This is a genomic window from Paraburkholderia oxyphila NBRC 105797, from assembly GCF_000685075.1.
Lineage (GTDB): Bacteria > Pseudomonadota > Gammaproteobacteria > Burkholderiales > Burkholderiaceae > Paraburkholderia > Paraburkholderia oxyphila.
Genome location: NZ_BAYD01000008.1, coordinates 151,294 through 168,128 on the forward strand (window position 1 = coordinate 151,294; position 16,835 = coordinate 168,128).

The 16,835-nt window shown below is 63.1% G+C and carries 13 protein-coding genes and 2 pseudogenes; 5 read left to right on the plus strand and 10 right to left on the minus strand.

Translation table 11 applies throughout. The features are described 5' to 3' along the window. Positions 1-23: 23 nt before the first annotated feature. Both BO1_RS07735 and BO1_RS07740 read right to left on the minus strand, forming a co-directional pair. The gene (locus BO1_RS07735) at positions 24-1,475 is read right to left on the minus strand and encodes an aldehyde dehydrogenase (protein ID WP_028217082.1); all 1,452 of its coding nucleotides are present in this window, start codon (positions 1,473-1,475) and stop codon (positions 24-26) included. A 41-nt stretch (positions 1,476-1,516) separates the two neighbouring features. After that, positions 1,517-2,344, minus strand: a complete 828-nt coding sequence (locus tag BO1_RS07740; protein ID WP_028217083.1) for a p-hydroxycinnamoyl CoA hydratase/lyase — start codon at positions 2,342-2,344, stop codon at positions 1,517-1,519. A gap of 121 nt (positions 2,345-2,465) precedes the next feature. On the opposite strand from BO1_RS07740, the gene BO1_RS07745 reads away from it, so the two are divergent. After that, positions 2,466-2,963, plus strand: a complete 498-nt coding sequence (locus tag BO1_RS07745; protein ID WP_043284063.1) for a MarR family winged helix-turn-helix transcriptional regulator — start codon at positions 2,466-2,468, stop codon at positions 2,961-2,963. A gap of 51 nt (positions 2,964-3,014) precedes the next feature. After that, positions 3,015-3,896, plus strand: a pseudogene (locus tag BO1_RS50025) (amidohydrolase family protein); the annotation flags it as partial. Positions 3,897-3,900: 4 nt separating this feature from the next. Here BO1_RS50025 and BO1_RS61865 read toward each other — a convergent pair. After that, positions 3,901-3,999 (minus strand): annotated as a pseudogene (locus tag BO1_RS61865) (IS6 family transposase); the annotation flags it as partial. Between the two features lie 43 nt (positions 4,000-4,042). Next, positions 4,043-5,425, minus strand: coding sequence for an FAD-binding oxidoreductase (locus BO1_RS07755; protein WP_043284065.1), 1,383 nt, complete (start codon positions 5,423-5,425; stop codon positions 4,043-4,045). 213 nt (positions 5,426-5,638) lie between these two features. Here BO1_RS07755 and BO1_RS07760 point away from each other — a divergent pair, with 213 nt between their 5' ends. Both BO1_RS07760 and BO1_RS50030 read left to right on the plus strand, forming a co-directional pair. Next, on the plus strand, positions 5,639-5,896 hold the full coding sequence (locus tag BO1_RS07760; RefSeq protein ID WP_028217086.1) for a DUF4242 domain-containing protein: 258 nt from the start codon (positions 5,639-5,641) through the stop codon (positions 5,894-5,896). Positions 5,897-5,914: 18 nt separating this feature from the next. Continuing rightward, entirely contained in the window at positions 5,915-8,962 is a 3,048-nt protein-coding gene (locus tag BO1_RS50030; RefSeq protein ID WP_084687807.1) for a helix-turn-helix transcriptional regulator, read from the plus strand. A gap of 126 nt (positions 8,963-9,088) precedes the next feature. Here BO1_RS50030 and BO1_RS07770 read toward each other — a convergent pair whose 3' ends face one another. From BO1_RS07770 to BO1_RS07785, 4 genes are all read right to left on the minus strand, one after another. Next, positions 9,089-10,393 carry an MFS family transporter gene (locus BO1_RS07770; protein WP_043284069.1) on the minus strand — a complete coding sequence of 435 codons (1,305 nt, stop codon included), beginning with the start codon at positions 10,391-10,393 and terminating at the stop codon, positions 9,089-9,091. Between the two features lie 158 nt (positions 10,394-10,551). After that, positions 10,552-12,030, minus strand: a complete 1,479-nt coding sequence (locus BO1_RS07775) for an aldehyde dehydrogenase (protein ID WP_028217088.1) — start codon at positions 12,028-12,030, stop codon at positions 10,552-10,554. Between the two features lie 19 nt (positions 12,031-12,049). Next, positions 12,050-12,628: a thiamine pyrophosphate-dependent enzyme gene (locus BO1_RS07780; protein ID WP_245643727.1), complete on the minus strand. Its 579-nt coding sequence runs from the start codon at positions 12,626-12,628 to the stop codon at positions 12,050-12,052. 18 nt (positions 12,629-12,646) lie between these two features. Next, positions 12,647-13,183 (minus strand): phosphonopyruvate decarboxylase, encoded by a 537-nt coding sequence (locus BO1_RS07785; RefSeq protein WP_028217090.1) that lies wholly within the window; start codon positions 13,181-13,183, stop codon positions 12,647-12,649. A gap of 119 nt (positions 13,184-13,302) precedes the next feature. Here BO1_RS07785 and BO1_RS07790 point away from each other — a divergent pair, with 119 nt between their 5' ends. Beyond that, a complete protein-coding gene (locus BO1_RS07790) occupies positions 13,303-14,235 on the plus strand; it encodes a LysR family transcriptional regulator (protein ID WP_028217091.1) in 933 nt (310 codons plus the stop codon). A gap of 54 nt (positions 14,236-14,289) precedes the next feature. On the opposite strand, the gene ansP is transcribed toward BO1_RS07790, so the two are convergent. Both ansP and BO1_RS07800 read right to left on the minus strand, forming a co-directional pair. After that, positions 14,290-15,795 (minus strand): L-asparagine permease, encoded by a 1,506-nt coding sequence (gene ansP, locus BO1_RS50035; protein ID WP_281179160.1) that lies wholly within the window; start codon positions 15,793-15,795, stop codon positions 14,290-14,292. 151 nt (positions 15,796-15,946) lie between these two features. Further along, positions 15,947-16,753, minus strand: coding sequence for an alpha/beta fold hydrolase (locus BO1_RS07800; RefSeq protein ID WP_028217092.1), 807 nt, complete (start codon positions 16,751-16,753; stop codon positions 15,947-15,949). Between the last annotated feature and the right edge of the window lie 82 nt (positions 16,754-16,835).

The following is a 16,835-nucleotide window of genomic DNA, read 5'->3' on the forward strand; positions in this document are numbered from 1 at the left end:
AGCGTTCGGATCGCCCGGATGGCTCAGACCGGATAGTGGCGCGGTCCCGTCTGCACCGTGATCCAGCGCAGCTCGGTGAACTCGGCAATCGACGCCTTGCTGCCAAAGCGCCCATACCCGCTCGCCTTCATGCCGCCGAACGGCATTTGAGCCTCGTCGTGCACGGTCGGCCCGTTGATGTGGCAGATGCCCGACTCCACGCGCTTCGCCACGTTCATCGCGCGCGCGATGTCGCGGCTGAACACCGCGGCCGAAAGACCGTATTCGCTATCGTTCGCGACCTTCAGCGCCTCGTCGTCGCCCTCCACCCGTTGCACGGTCACCACGGGGCCGAACGACTCGTCGGCATAAAGCTTCATCTCGCGCGTGACGTTTTCGACAATCACGGGCTGCATGACCGCGCCATTCACCTCGCAGCCCAGCGGCAGGTTCGCGCCCTTCTCCCGCGCGTCCTCCACCAGCGCGCGAATGCGCCGCGCCGAAGCCTCGCTCTCGAGCGTGCCGAGCACGGAACCCGGCTGCGTCGGGTCGCCGGCCCTGAGCGTGCGCGCCTTCGCAACGAGCTTTGCGACGAACGCATCGGCGACCTTGCGATCGACGATCACGCGTTCAGTCGACATGCAGATCTGCCCTTGATTGAAGAACGCGCCGAATGCGATGGCATCGACGGCCGCATCGAGATCGGCGTCGTCGAGCACCAGCACGGGCGCCTTGCCGCCCAGCTCGAGCAGCGCCGGCTTCAGGTGCCGCGCGCAGAGCTCGGCGACGATACGCCCCACACGCGTCGACCCCGTGAAATTCACGCGCTTGACGGCCGGATTCGCGATCAGGCGCTCGACGATCGCGGGGGCGTCTTCGGGCGCATGCGTGAGCACGTTCACCACGCCCTCGCCCAGGCCCGCCTCGTTCAGCACTTCGCCAATCAGCGCGTGCACGCCGGGGCAGCCCTCCGAGGCCTTGAGCACCACCGTGTTGCCGCATGCGAGCGGCATGGCCAGCGCACGCGTGGCGAGAATCACGGGCGCGTTCCACGGCGCCATCCCGAGCACGACGCCGCACGGCTGGCGCACAGCCATCGCCAGGTTGCCGGGCACGTCCGAAGGGATCACGGCGCCGTCGATCTGCGTGGTCATCGCCGCCGCCTCACGCAGCATGTTGGCCGCGAGCATCACGTTGAACCCGTACCAGTTGGCCATTGCCCCCGTTTCCGCGGCGCCGATGGCGATAAAGTCCGGGGTGCGCGCGTCCATGCGCCCGGCGGCGGCGAGCAGGCGCCCGCGGCGCTCGGTGGGCGTGAGCGCCGCCCAGGCCGGGAATGCGCGCGCCGCCGCCGCGACTGCGGCATCGGCGTCCTCCACCGTCGCGGCCGCCGCACGCGTAGCGACCTCGCCCGTCGCCGGATTGATGCGCGTGAAGGTCTTGCCGTGCGCCGCAGGCTGCGCTGCGCCGCCAATCAGCAGGCTGGTTTCGTGCATGTCGTGGTTTCCTCTCCGTCCGTTCTCTTCGATGCCGCCGTTTAGCGCTTGTAGGTCTGCAGACCCGGCTTGATGCTCTTGTCGTCGAGGAACTGTTTGAGGCCCTGCTCGCGGCCACCTTCCGGGTCACGGTGGTTCGCCTGATCGAGCTTCGCGTAGAGATAGTCCTCGTTCTGCTCCCACGTCAGTTCGCGCGAACGCTTGAAGCCGTGCTTGGCGTTGCGCAACACGACCGGGTTCTTGTCGAGCAGCTTCGCGGCCAGCGCCAGCGTTTCCTCGCGCAACTGCGCGAGCGGCACGCTCCTGTTCACGAGGCCCATCTTCGCGGCCTGCTGGCCGGTAAAGGTATCGCCCGTCATGATGTAGTAGAGCGCCTCGCGATGGCCGACCGTATCGGCCATCGCCTTGCTCACCAGGTTGCCCGGCGGAATGCCCCAGTTGATCTCGGAGAGACCGAACACCGCTTCGTCGGCGGCAATCGCGAGATCGCACGCCACCAGCGGCGAGAAACCGCCACCGAAGCACCAGCCGTTGACCATCGCGATGGTCGGCTTCGAATACATGCGCAGCAGCTGCCATTGCCAGCGGCTCGCGTCGCGGCGGATGCGCTCCTGCAGCACGTCGGGGCCGGCGTCGACTTCGCGGAAGTACTCCTTCAGGTCCATGCCCGCCGTCCACGCTGAGCCTTCGCCGGTCAGCACGAGCACCTGCGCTTCGGCATCGAGCTCGAGGGTTTCGAGCACGTCGATCATCTCCTTGTTGAGCGTCGGGCTCATGGCGTTGCGCTTTTCCGGGCGATTGAGCGTCACCCACGCGATACCGCCCTGCACCGCGACCTTGACCGTTTCCCAGCGACCTTCGTAACTCATCTTTCATCTCCGTGGACACTGCCGCACTCGCGGCTTGAAATCAATTTACTATCAGGCTACCTGATATGTAAAGTAGAATATGATCTCGTTGGTACAAACCCGTAAGCCGTTTTTGAACCCGATGACACAGAAAACTTCCGCCGCCGCGCCACGCGCGGCCCGCACGCGAGAGTCCGCCGAAGGCGGACTGCATGTCGCCCAGCCCATGCGCCTGAGCTATCTGATCGGCCAGCTCGACCGCGTCGTCTCGCGCCGGCTTTCCGAAGCGCTCGCACGCCACGGCATCACGTTGCCCCAATACACCGCGCTTTCCGTGCTGCGCGCGCGCGGCCGTTCGTCGAACGCGCAGATCGCCGAGCGCTCGTTCATCACGCCACAGGCCGCCAACGAAGTCGTGAAGACGATGGAGGCGAACGGCTGGGTCATGCGTGAGGCCGACCCGCTGAACCGGCGCGTGGTGCTGCTCTCGCTCACGCAGGCCGGCCATGCGCTGCTGGGCGAATGCGACGCCGCCGCCGATCACGTCGAAGGCGCAATGCTCGACGATATGGACACCGAAACGGCGCAGCAGCTGCACGCGTTGCTGCACGCCTGCGTGCGTAATCTGCGTGCGGCGTAGCGCCCACGGCCACTCGAAAAAAGCGACTCAAAAAGACCGCAGGAGACACGCGTGAACATTGACCAGCTCGTTGCCATCGACACCCACGTGCACGCCGAAGTGTCGTGCTGCCAGCCGCCCGACCTCTTCGCGCGCGAATTTGACGAGGCGGCCGACAAGTACTTCGGCACCGTGCTCAGGCAGGGCCGCCGTCCGACGATTCCGGAAACGATCGCGCACTACCGCGAGCGCAAGATCGGCTTCGTGATGTTCACGGTCGATTGCGAGGCGAACATCGGACGGCGACGCATTGCGAACGAAGAGATCGCGGACTTCGCGCAACAGAACGCCGACATCATGATCGCGTTCGCCAGCATCGATCCGCACAAGGGCAAGCTCGGCGCGCGCGAAGCGCGACGGCTGATCGAAGCGCACGGTGTGCGCGGCTTCAAGTTTCATCCCACGATGCAGGGCTTTTTTGCCAACGACCGCCTTGCCTGGCCGCTTTACGAGGTGATCGCCGAGCATGGCTTGCCGGCCGTCTTTCACAGCGGCCATTCGGGCATGGGCTCGGGCATGCGCGGCGGCGGCGGGTTGCGCCTGAAGTATTCGGAGCCCATCCATCTCGACGATGTAGCCGCCGATTTCCCCGACATGAAGATCGTGATCGCGCATCCATCGTGGCCCTGGCAGGAGCAGGCGCTCTCCATCGCGCTGCACAAACCCAACGTGTATATCGATCTTTCCGGCTGGTCGCCGAAGTACTTCTCGCCGGAACTCGTGAAGTATGCGAATACGCTGCTGCGCGAGCGTGTATTGTTCGCTTCCGATTTTCCCTTGATCCGGCCGGATCGCTGGCTGGCCGATTTCGATACGCTCGATGTGAAACCGGAAGTGCGACCGCTGATCCTCAAGGAGAACGCGATTCGCTTATTGAATCTCCAAGTGCCGGCGGCGGGGCAAGTTTGCGATGAACGTGCTGCACGTTCGCAAGCTCCGGGATCCCGGCTTTTGCCGCCGGATAGCTGCGCAACTGATCGGTGACGATCTTGCGCGGATTTCGTCTTCTTCATCACCTGATCCCGCCGCCCACGTCCTCTTCAACCTGACAAAGCCGGCTGGATGTTCTGGTTCACACGGAACAGGTTATCGGGGTCAAACGTGCGCTTGACTGCAGAAAGACGCGGGTAGTTGTCGCGGAAGCTGGCCATCACCCGTCCCTCTCCCTCTTCCATCATGAAGTTCACATACGCCCCTCCGGCCGAGTGGGGATGCAACGCGGTCTGATAGTCGCGCGCCCACGCACTAATCCGGTCCGCATTCGCCGCATCGGGATCGACGCCGACGAACACCGCCGCCCAACGGGCATCGCGGTAACTGAACGCGGTTTCGTTGCGGCCGACCCGGTGCGCGGCTCCGTCGATCGGGTAGAGGTGCATGGTCGAGTGCATCGTCGGCAGTCGTTCGGCATACTGCGCGTACAGTGCAATCGCTTCGTCGGACAAATCGTTGAAGAAGTCCGCACGCCAATACCACTGCAGCCCGGGCGGATAGAGGCCGTCGAACGCGCGTTGCAGCATCGGGAATGGCAGCGCGTGAACCCCGTGCAGCGCGGGAGCGGTCGCCCGCACCGGGGCGAAAGCCGCATCGGCCAGTGCGAGATCACCGGTCCAGCACCAGACCACCGCACACATTTTTTGCAGGTGCAAGGACTCCGGAAACGGCGCCACTGGCGGAACGGTCATGAACGCGAAAAAGCCGTTGAGCTCGTCTGGCGCATCGACGATGAATGCGCGGTACCACTTCATGATCTCCGTGGCGCGCTCGAGCGGCCACAGTGTCGGCCCGGCGACCACGGTCGATACCGGATGCAGCCGGAATTCGAAGGACGTCACCACCCCAAAATTGCCGCCGCCACCGCGCAGTGCCCAGAAGAGCGCCTCGTTGCTGTGTTCGCTCGCGGTGACGAACCGTCCGTCGGCGAGCACCACGTCGGCGGACAGCAGGTTGTCGATCGAGAGCCCGTAGCGGCGCGTCAAATGACCGATGCCGCCCCCGAGCGTCAGGCCGCCGACGCCGGTTGTACTGATGATTCCGCTCGGCGTGGCGAGCCCAAACGCATGCGTCGCGTGATCGACGTCGCGCCATCGGCAGCCTCCCTCCGCGCGCACGGTGCGCGCGACCGGGTCGACGCGGATGCCCCGCATGTCGGAAAGATCGATCACCAGGCCGTCGTCGCAAATGCCGAGGCCGCCGCCGTTATGGCCGCCGCCCCGCACGGCCAGCAGCAGCCGATGCTGGCGCGCGAAGTTCACGGACGCGATCACGTCCGCAACGTCGGCACATCGAGCAATCAAGGCCGGACGTTTCGAAATCATTGCGTTGAAGACTCTGCGGGCGTCATCGTAGCCAGCATCTGCCGGCTGGATGACGTCTCCACGAAGGCTTGCGCGCCAGGCGCCCAGATCGTCGTCGTCGAACATGTCGATCTCCTCGCAGGTTTCATGGCACTCACTGTAGGCGTACGGGCGACCACAGACCATCCACAGGATTGATCAAATTGCCCGTTGCCCGGCGACAGGCTCGCTAGTCAATTCTGACTACGATGATGCAAGCGCGTGCTTGACGCGTCGCAGGGGCGTCACTACAACGTACATATGGCGAGCCGTAAGCGTCCCGTCAGAGGAGAGAAACCGGTGTCCCTATTTCTCATCGAACGCCAGTTCGCCGAAGAACTGAAGCTGGACGCTGCCGATGCGGCGGCGCTCAAGGAAATCAACGACGCGAGCGGCGTCAACTGGCTATTCTCGTTCCTGTCGGCGGACCGACGAAAGACTTACTGTCTCTATGAGGCGGCGAGCGCCGATGCGATCCGCGAAGCGGCCAGACGCGCTGGCTTGCCGGCCGACGTGGTGGTCGAAGTGAGCGAGTTGCGGCCCGAAGCGTTCATCTAGGCTTCGGAGGCAGGCCTGATGCGGTGCGCTCTCTGTGGTCGGGACAGTCGCGCGGACGCCCGCTTCTGCGATGCCTGCGGTACGCGCCTTACACCGTATGCAGAGGATGCGACGTCCCAGGCATCGATCGTCGGCCGTGAAACCGAACTCGCCGCGCTTGCCGATTTGCTCGGACGAATGGTGAGCGGCCGTGGTGCGATCACCATGCTGGCCGGAGAGCCCGGCATCGGCAAGTCGCACACCGCGCAGGCGCTGGCCAGCCGCGCCACCGGCGTGCGCGCACTTTGGGGGCGCTGCAATGAGGAGCCGGGCGCCCCGCCATACTGGCCGTGGCTGCAGATCATGCGGGCCTGGCTCGAAAGCCATGACGACGAGGCGCTGCACGCCATGCCGGGCGCCACTGCCGCGCCCATCGCGGAGATTCTCCCCGAGATCGGGCTGCGCGTCGGCGATCTGGCGCCGTTGCTGCCGACGTCCGATCCATTGCAGCAGCGCTTCCGGCTGTTCGATGCGATGGCCAGCTTCTGGCGGCTCGCGGCAGCGCGCGAGCCGCTATTGCTGATCATCGACAACCTCCATTGGGCCGACGCGTCGTCGCTGCGCTTGCTCGAGTTTCTCGCCCCCGAAATCGGCGACAACCGCATCCTGCTGCTCGCCACGTATCGCGACATCGAATTGAACCGCCAGCATCCGCTGTCGGACACGCTCGGCGACCTGGCCCGGTACGGTCATTTCCACCGGTTTCGTCTTGCTGGACTCAGCCGTCGCGAGACGGAGGCGCTGATCGCGCATTCGGGTGGCAACGGTTTTACACCCGCACTTCTCGACGCGATTTACAGCCAGACCGAAGGCAACCCGCTATTCATCGCCGAGATGACTCGTCTGCTGATTCAGGAGGGCGTGCTGGAACGCAACGTGGGAAAGCAGCCGGCTGAACCGCGCGCGGTGGCGTTGATCCGTATTCCAGAAGGGGTGAAGGAGGTGATCGGAAGGCGCTTGAACCAGTTGTCGCCACAGACCAACCGCGTGCTCGAGCGTGCCGCGCTGATCGGCCGGACGTTCGATCTTCAGTTGTTGCGATGCGTCCTGGACGAACCGCTGGTGAGCCGCCTCCAGAATACGATCGAGGAAGCCCTCCGGTCCCGCATACTCGAATCGGCCGAGCAGCCGGGCTGTTACCAGTTCTCGCACGCGCTGATTCGAGAGACGCTGTACGACGAAATCGCGATACCCACCCGCTGTGGCCTGCATTTGCGAGTCGCGCAGGCCATCGAAAGTCTGAATGCGGACGACGCGGACCGTCATTTGCCGGTCCTCGCGCACCATTACGCCTGTGCGCTGCCCAGTGCGGACGCCGCCCGCGCGACCGACGTCGCGCGGCGCGCGGCCGAACGCGCGACCCGGCTGCTCGCCCACGAGGAAGCGGCCCGCTATTACCGGCTCGCGCTTCAGGCGGCGGACATGATGAGCGACGACGATCCGGTATTGAAGAGCAGGCTGCTCAACGCGCTTGGCGAATCGCTCACGTTCGTGGGCGAATATTTGCAGGCGCGCGCCGCGTTCGAACAGGCGATGTCGCTTTCAAGCGCCGCGGGAGAGATCGACGGGATGATGAGCGCCGCGCTCGGCTTCGAGATGGCCACCTGGTCGCCGGGCCTTCCGGGGCAGGCAGCGGCACGGCTGCTGCGCGAAGCGCTCGCCGCCCAGGCCAGCGGCGACAGCACCGCCAAGGCGCAATTGCTCAGCTCGCTGGCGCGCGCGCTGATTTTCAGCGGCGAGGATGCCCAGGCGGCGATCGTGCGTGAGCAGGCAGTCGCCATGGCGCGGCGCAGCGGTGACACGGGCGCGCTCGTCTCGACACTGGCCTCGACGCTGTCCATACGCTGGCAGCCCGAGCGCAGTGCGCAGCGGCTACGGGACATCGATGAAGCGCTTCATCTGGCCGAGGCCGCAGGCGACGTCCTGCGCGCACTCGACGTGCAGGCCTGGCAGTTGTTCGAGCTGATGGAACTGGGGGATCTCTCGACCTGGGCCGTGCGGCTCGACCAATTCGAGTGCCGGGCAGCCGAGTTGCGGCAGCCATTCGTGCGCTACGTGGTCGCCACGTCGCGCGCAACCTTTGCGCTGCTGGAGGGCCGCTTCGAGGACGCCGAGCGTCTGATCGCACAGGCATTGCAAATTGGCCGTCGCATGCCGGGGTTGGACGCGCCGGGCGTTTATGGCATGCAGATGTTTACGCTGCGCTACGAGCAGGGCCGATTGCGCGAGCTGACGCCGCTCGTACGGGCATTCGTGCATGCGATGCCCAAGGCCGGCCTATGGCGTCCCGGTCTGGCGTTGCTCTATGAGGAGATCGGCTTGCTCGACGAGGCGCGCGGCGAATTCGAAGCGCTCGCAGCGGACGGCTTTCTCACTATCCGCCAGGACAGCTTGCGCGCGGCGACCCTCGCGTATTTGGCCCAGGTGTGTGCGCGGCTCGATGACAAGGCGCGCGCGGAGACCCTGTATGCGATGCTGCTGCCATATGAAGGCCGCAATCTCCTGATCGGGACGACGGTCGGATGCTTCGGGGCAGCCGCGTCGCTGCTCGGCTTGCTCGCAACGACGCGGCGCAATTGGCAAGACGCCCAACGTCACTTCGAGTCCGCATTGACGATGAATCTACGGCAGGGCGCCGAACCGGCCCTCGCGCGGACACGCTTGCGCTACGCTTCGATGCGGCTTGCCCGCAATGCCGACGGTGACAGCGATGCAGCGCGTGCGCTGCTCGAGGACGCACGTGCCGCGGCGGAGCGCATGGGCATGCGCGCGCTAACCGAGGAGATCGATGGCGTACGACGCGCGATCGGGCAAGCGGCATCGCCAGCCTATCCGGCCGGGCTGAGCACGCGGGAAGCCGAGGTGCTGCGCCTCGTCTCGAGCGGGCTTGGAAATCGCGAAATCGCCGAACGGCTCTTCCTGAGTCCGAACACGGTTGCCAACCATATTCGGGCGATCCTGGCCAAGACGGATTCCGCCAATCGTACAGAGGCCGCTGCGTTCGCGATCCGTAACGGTTTAATCTGAGGCTGCACCAGGCGCGCTGACAAGCGCGCCACCTGTCGCAAGGGAGCCTCGATCCACCACTCAGGGCGATGGTGCCGAATGGCGCTCGCGCGGCGCCTCGCTGCCGAAACCCGCACGCGCGAGAGGCTATCGCCGCAGATAGCCGTTGGTTGCCGGATCACGCATCAGAAAAGAGACAAGCGCAACAATGGCACACAGCGCGGTGACGTACCAAAAGAACACCTGCTCGGCATCCCGTGCCTTCAAATACAATGCAGCAAATTCAGCCGTTCCGCCAAATATGGCGTTGGCCAGTGCGTATGGCAGGCCGACGCCCAGCGCACGCACCTCGGATGGGAACAACTCCGCCTTGATCAAGCCGCTAATCGACGTATACAGGCTGAGTACGGCGAGCGCGAGAACGATCAGCGCGAACGCCTCGTAGGGATTGGAGACCGTCCTGAGCGCATTGAGAAAGGGAACGGTACCGAGCGTCGCGAGTACGCCGAACAGGATCATTGAACGCTTCACGCCTATCCGATCGGACAGTGCTCCAAATATCGGCTGCATCGCCATGTATGCGAAAAGCGCAACGGTCATCAGACCGCTAGCGGTTCTCGCCGACATACCCGCGCTATTGACCAGATATTTCTGCATATATGTCGTGAACGTGTAGAAAGCCAGTGAACCGCCCGCCGTAAAGCCGATTACGGTCGCCACTGCCCGCTTGTGCATGGCGAGGCCAGAGAGGGTTCCCGCTTGCGCGTTGTGCTGGCTGCGTGCGGTCGTGGTCTCTTCGAGCGAGCGGCGTAGATAGACGGCCACCAGCGCACCGACTCCACCCATTGCAAAAGGGATCCGCCATCCCCATGACACCAGTTGCGCATGCGAGAGGAATTGCTGCAACAAAACGACCACGATGAGCGCCGCGATCTGGCCGGCAATGATCGTGACGTATTGAAAGGACGCGAAGAATCCCCGGCGCCCCGCCTGCGCGATTTCGCTCATGTAGGTCGCACTCGTACCGTACTCGCCGCCGACGGAGAGGCCCTGGATGCAACGCGCGACCAGCAGGAACGCAGGCGCGGCCACGCCGATTTGCTCATAGGTTGGCAAAACGGCAATCGCAAGGGAGCCCCCGCACATCATCAGCACCGACGTCAGCATCGCCTTGCGCCGGCCGTGCCTGTCGGCGAGTCGGCCAAAAAGCCAGCCGCCTACGGGACGCATCATGAATCCAGTTGCAAACACGCCCGCTGTATTCAGCAATTCGGTCGTTCTGTTTCCGGAAGGAAAAAAGGTATGCGCAAAATACAACGAGCAAAACGAGTAGATGAAGAAATCGAACCACTCGACCATATTGCCGGCTGACGCCCCGACGATCGCACGGATGGTGCGCCGTGTGTCGGCACTGGTTGGCATCGCGTTTGATGCGAGTGTATTGGCTTTCATATATGTCTCCTGTCGATCAGAGTCGGTGCTTTTGCACTTACCCTGATCCCATGCTTCGCGGCCACAAGGACTCCGCTGGCGATCTGTCGCCGCCTGAGAAAATCCGATATGGGTTGGCTAGCGGGGCGAGCACGTCACGCCCATCCCGGGAATCTGGGCTAGCGAAGTACGAATGGGTTGCCGGTGGGGGCGCCGGTATTGATCCAGACGCTCTTGGTCTGCAGATATTCGTCGATTGCGTTGATGCCGTTCTCGCGCCCAAGGCCCGAGTCCTTGTAGCCACCGAACGGCGACAGGTAGCTCACCGCGCGGTACGTGTTCACCCACACGGTGCCGGACTCGATACGCTCGGCCATCCTGAAGGCACGCCCGATGTCGCTTGTCCAGACGCCGGCGCCAAGGCCAAAGCGCACGTCATTCGCGATCGAGATGGCCTCCTCCTCGGTATCGAACCGTATGACTGATAACACCGGACCAAACACTTCCTCCTGCGCGATGCGCATGTCGTTAGTCACATCGGCAAAGATGGTGGGCTCGACGAACCACCCCGCGCCACATTCCTCTCGCGTCGCGGCCCTGCCACCCAGCGCAAGCCGCGCTCCTTCGGCCTGCGCGATGCCGATGTAGTCCAGCACCTTCTCGTATTGTGGCGGCGTGGTGATGGGACCGACCTGGGTGTCGGCGTGCATCGGATCGCCCATCCGCGCAGTCTTCGCGAGTGCCACGACGCGCTCGACCACCTCGTCATGAACGCCGGACTGCACGAGCAGGCGTGAGCCTGCAATACAGGTCTGGCCGGTCGCAGCGAAGATGCCCGAGACCGCACCATTCACTGCATCGTCCAGCTTTGCATCGTCGAAAATGATATTGGGCGACTTCCCTCCCAACTCGAGGCCGACATGCTTGAAATCGCGTGCGGCCTGCTCATTGATCCGCCGCCCGGTCGAGTCGGCTCCGGTAAACGTAATCTTGCGTACGAGCGGATGTGCGACGAGCGCACTGCCTACTTCATTGCCGAATCCCGTCACGACGTTCACCACGCCGGCGGGGAATCCCACGTCCTCGAGCAGCGCGACAAACTCGAGCGTAGAAGCCGACGTGAACTCGGACGGCTTGATCACGACCGTGCATCCCGCCGCGAGCGCCGGCGCGAGCTTCCAGGTCAGAAGCATCAGCGGCGAGTTCCACGGCGTGATGATTGCCACCACACCGAGCGGCTCACGACGCGTGAAATTGAAGTGGCCCTTCTTGTCGAGCGGGATCACGTCGCCCTGGATCTTGTCGGCGAGGCCTCCGTAGTAGCGGTACCACTGCGGCAGATACTGCAGTTGCGCATGCATCTCGGCGAACAGCTTGCCGTTATCCCGTACTTCGATTTCTGCCAGGCGGGCCGCGTGCTCGGCGATGCGGTCGGCGAGCCTGCATAACAGCTGCCCGCGGGCACTCGGAGTCAAATCCTTCCACGAGCCCGCACTAAATGCACGATGTGCGGCCTTCACTGCACGGTACACATCGGCTTCATTTCCGCGTGCAATCTCTGCCCACGGTGCACCGGAATAGGGGTTGTCGCTGTTGAACCACTGACCACTCGCGGGCTCGCACAGGTGGCCGCCGATATAGAGTGAATAGCGCTGCATGTCGGTCTCGCCAGTACCATCAGAAAGGTTGGAAACCGAGCCCTGCCCGGAATCGATTCTTGATGTAAACGCCATCGCGCGAAGGGAGTGCACGCGGCGGCTCGTCGGCCCGGATATGGACCTGCGCCAAGCTCGTTCCCTGGCGAGCCTTCACGCGTTCGACGACCTGCGAATAGTCCGTTTCCTTCCACACGGCGAACGAATCGGCAATGCCAAAGCCCTTCGACACTGCAACCATGTCGGTACCGAGGCTCGAGTGACTCTGTTGCATGCCGGTCTCGCCGTAGTGGCCGTTGTCGAGAACAACAATCGTCAGGTTCTTCGGCTGCTTCGCGCCAATCGTGCCGAGTGCGCCTATACCCATCAGTTGCTCCCCGTCGCCGGTCACGACGAGGACCGACTTTTGGGGCTGCGCGAGCGCAAGCCCCAGGCCCATCGCCGCCGCGCCACCCATCGCGCCCCAGAGATAGAAGTTGCCGGCCCGATCACCCGCGGCGAACACGTCATAAGACGGCGAGCCCAGCCCGGTCACGACCAGCGCATCCGGTACATCCGCCATCACCTGGGCCACGAATCGGCGGCGATCGATCATCGCCATTCTGCTCTGCTCACTCATTTACTTTCTCTCCCACTTCTTGCGACCAATAAGGCTTTGAGAAAGCAGGACCGCGACCTGCTCCCCCGCCTCGAATGCCGCATCGAAACCGGCACTCACGATTTCCTCTACGTCCTCCGGGCGATCTGCACGCAGCACCGTAATTCCCATCAATTCAAGCGCTGCCTGCGTCGTCTTGCCCATCGGCCCCTGCCACGGATTGAATTCGGCGTACTCGCCGCGCATCGTGACGAGCGTGAAGAAAGGAAAATTGCAGCTGCGCAGCAGCGAAAACATGTTCACGCAATTGCCGACGCCGCTGCTCTGCATCAGCAGCACGGCCCGCTGGCCGCCCAGCCAGGCGCCGCTAACCACGGCTACCCCCTCTTCCTCGGTCGTCAGCACGACGTCCTCGATATCGGGGTCTTCCTTGGCACGGCGAATCACGTGCGAATGCCCCGCGTCCGGCACGTACGCGAGTTGCCGTACGTCACCGGCCTTGAGGACCGAAAAAATGGACTCCTGCCACGCCGGCGCTTGTCCCGTTGCAGTACTCATACGATTTGCTCCTTAGCAAAGTTCATGGACGCATCATAGAATGCGATATGAACCGCCATGAAATAGAGATTTGTGATTCAGGCATCACAAAACAGCATGGGATGACGGGGGAGATCAGGATGGACATCAAGCAATTGCGGGCGCTTCTCGCCGTCGCCGAGACGGGCAGCGTGACCCGGGCAGCTGAGACCCTGCATATCGTGCAACCGGCCGTGTCGCGGCATTTGAAACTGCTGGAAGAGGACGTCGGCACGACCCTGTTCGATCGTGGGCGCTATGGCATGGAGCTCACCGAGGCCGGGGAGATTCTTGTGGAATATGCACGGCGCGCACTGCAGGAACTGGACCGGGCCCGGACTGAAATCCAGCCAAACAACGCGCAGGTCTCGGGTGTCGCAACGATCGGGCTGTTGCCAAGCACGTCGAGTCTGCTCGCCGGCCCGCTCGTCAGTGCCGTCAAAGCCCAGTATCCCGCGATCCGCTTACGGATCGCGGTGGGTTATGCGGGCCATCTTCAGAAGTGGCTGGAATCGGGCGAAGTCGACGCCGCCTTGCTATACAACCCCAAAGCGACGCCGACCCTTCAAGCTCAGGTCCTGCTTGAAGAAAGTTTGTGCGTGGTCGGGCCGCCTTCGTCGAAACTGGATCCGTCACACCCGGTTCCATTCGTCGAACTGGGTAAGTGGCCAATCATCCTGACGAGCGCGCCCCACGGCATTCGCAGTCTTCTCGAGCAGGCTTGCCGCGATGCCAGCATTACGCTGGGCGTCGTGGCGGAGACGAATTCCATGGACGTGCAAAAGACGCTCGTGGCAAGTGGGCACGGCTTCACCGTTCTGCCGGCCATCGCCGTGAAAGAAGATGTCGCGCGCGGCCAATTGCAGATGGCCCCTCTTTGCGAGCCGGCGCTGCAACGCCGTATCGTCCTGGCGTTGCCGAATACGCGCCGCCTGGCAACCGCAGTACGCTGTACAACGGCATTGCTGGTCAACGAAATGAGAATGGCCGTCGAGCGGGGAGACTGGCCTTCCGCGCGTTGGCTCGGCGAGTAGTGTCGGCGGGATCGTCCCCCGCTCAGGCATCCTGGGGAATCACATCGCACACTATCAATTTCCTTCGTTTTCCAGCAGATCCTGCGTGAGCGCGACCGAAGGAATCGTTGGCGTGATCATTGCCCGCCGCGCGCGTCCGCTCATCCACGTCCAGCCGACGACGAGAAGAAGCACAACAAACGGAATCGCTGCAACGGTCCACGTACCGTTCGGATAGTCGAATGCCGTCAGCACGAGCACACCCAGCAGGAACAACAGCGTCAGCCACGACGTGAATGGCGCGCCGGGCATCCGGAACGACACGTCGTCGACCTCCCCACGCGCGACTGCCGCACGGAACTTCATCTGGCATACGATGATGAAACCCCACGTGCTGATCACACCGAGCGACGCGACGTTAAGCACGATCTCGAATACACTCGACGGCACCAGATAATTCAGCACCACACCCACCACATAGATCGCGACAGTTACGAGAATGCCCCCATACGGCACAGACTGTGCGCTCATCCGGGCGAGAAACGCAGGCGCAGAGCCTCCCATCGCCAGGGATCGCAACACGCGGCCGGTGGAATACAGCCCGGAATTGAGGCTCGACAGTGCGGCTGACAACACAACCACATTCATCGTGGCCCCGATGCCCGGTACGCCGAGCGCGGCGAAGAACGTCACGAACGGGCTTTGCCCGGCCTTGTATGCACTCCATGGCAACAAACACACCAGCAGCACGACCGACGCGACATAGAACAGCGCGGTCCGCCAGATCACGCTGTTGATGGCGCGTGGCAGCACCTTGCGCGCGTCCTTCGTTTCCCCGGCGGCAGTGCCAACCAGTTCGACGCCCGCGAATGCGAACACGACGCCCTGGACCAGCACCAGCGCAGGCATCATTCCATGCGGAAACAAGCCGCCGTTGTCACTAATCAGGTGCATGCCAGTGTCGTGTCCCGCGACGCTGCCGCCGCTGCCGAGAATCGCAGTGCCAACCAGCAGGAACACCACGATCGCCGCGACCTTGATCAGCGCAAACCAGAACTCCATCTCGGCGAACCACTTCACGCCGATCAGGTTCATTGCGGCAACGATGAGGAGCGCGATCAGCGCGAATACCCATTGCGGCACTGCGCCGAATGCGCCCCAATAGTGCATGTACAGGGCAACCGCGGTGATATCGACGATGCCAGTCATCGCCCAGTTGAGGAAGTACATCCAGCCGGCCACAAACGACGCTTTCTCGCCGAGGAATTCACGGGCATACGAGACAAAGCTGCCACTGCTCGGCCGATGCATCACCAGTTCGCCGAGCGCTCTCAGGATAAAAAAGGAAAACACGCCGCATACAAGATAGACGATTGCGAGAGACGGCCCCGCGGCCTGCAGACGTGCACCTGCTCCGAGGAAGAGGCCCGTGCCGATTGCTCCGCCAATGGCGATCATCTGGATCTGGCGCTTGCCCAGGGTCTGGTGATATCCAGATTCGTGAGATTCCAGCCACTCCTTGCGGCTAACCGCGTCGTCGCCCTGCGCAACGGGTGCTCTTTTCTGTTTATCGATATTCAAAATAGTCTCCGCCATCAGTCTTGATCCTTGCAGCTGATGCAGTCTCGTGCTGGTTGATACGCTTGCCAATCAAGCTTCCGTGGACGGCCGCATGCGACGCGGACGTCATATCGACGACCGCATCACCGGTCCGCATCAACTGAAAGGCAAGTCAGCCTGCACGCGCATGAAACGCCGCGATGGCATTCCACATCAGCACCGGGTTCGAATACATCGGGAAGTGTCCGCAATGCGGGATTTCAGCCAGTTCGACCCCCTGCTCCCGGATAGGCCCCAGATAGGACAGCGAGGCATTTTGTTCGCCGTACATGAACATTCTCGGAAACGGAAGACCGAGGAATTTCTCCATCAGGTCCGCGTTGTCGGACAGATCGACCATCGACCGGAAGATGCCGCTCACGGCCTCAGCCCGCACCTTGTGACGCAAACTCGCCGCATACAACGCGCTTGCATAAGCCGGTGCATGACGGGTTCGCTCGATGAAGTCGTCGAAGAAGCGGTCGGCGTCTTCGCGTGGGTGCTCGACGATCTGTCTGCTTAGGAAACAGTCCTCGGGCGCAATGTTTCCCTCGATGTCGGTGAAGCTGAGCACCCGCTCCGGATGGCGATGTGCGAGCATCAATGCAGTCAGACCGCCCATCGAGTGCCCAACGAGATGGAAGCGATCAAACGCGACGCGCTTGAGCACGGCCAGCGCTGTTTCCACGAGGAACGGAATGCTGATCTTCGACAGGTCGGCACAAACGGTTTCGCCGCAGCCTGGTGCGTCGTAGGCGACGAACGGGTGCCCGTCGAATTGCGCATATCGCACAATGTCCGCGTAATCCTCTTTCGTTGAACCGAAACCGTGCAGGAAAACGATCGGTGCCTTGTCGCCATCGCGATGAATGGCTGAAACGTCCACCGCCGTACCGTCGACGGTGAACGAGAACCGCGGCCTGGTAAATTCAAGGCTCATGGAATTCACTCTCCAGATGAGGATCGTTTTGCCCCGGCCTCAATGCTTCCCGGCAATCGGGACCGGAGATTGTTGCAACGTG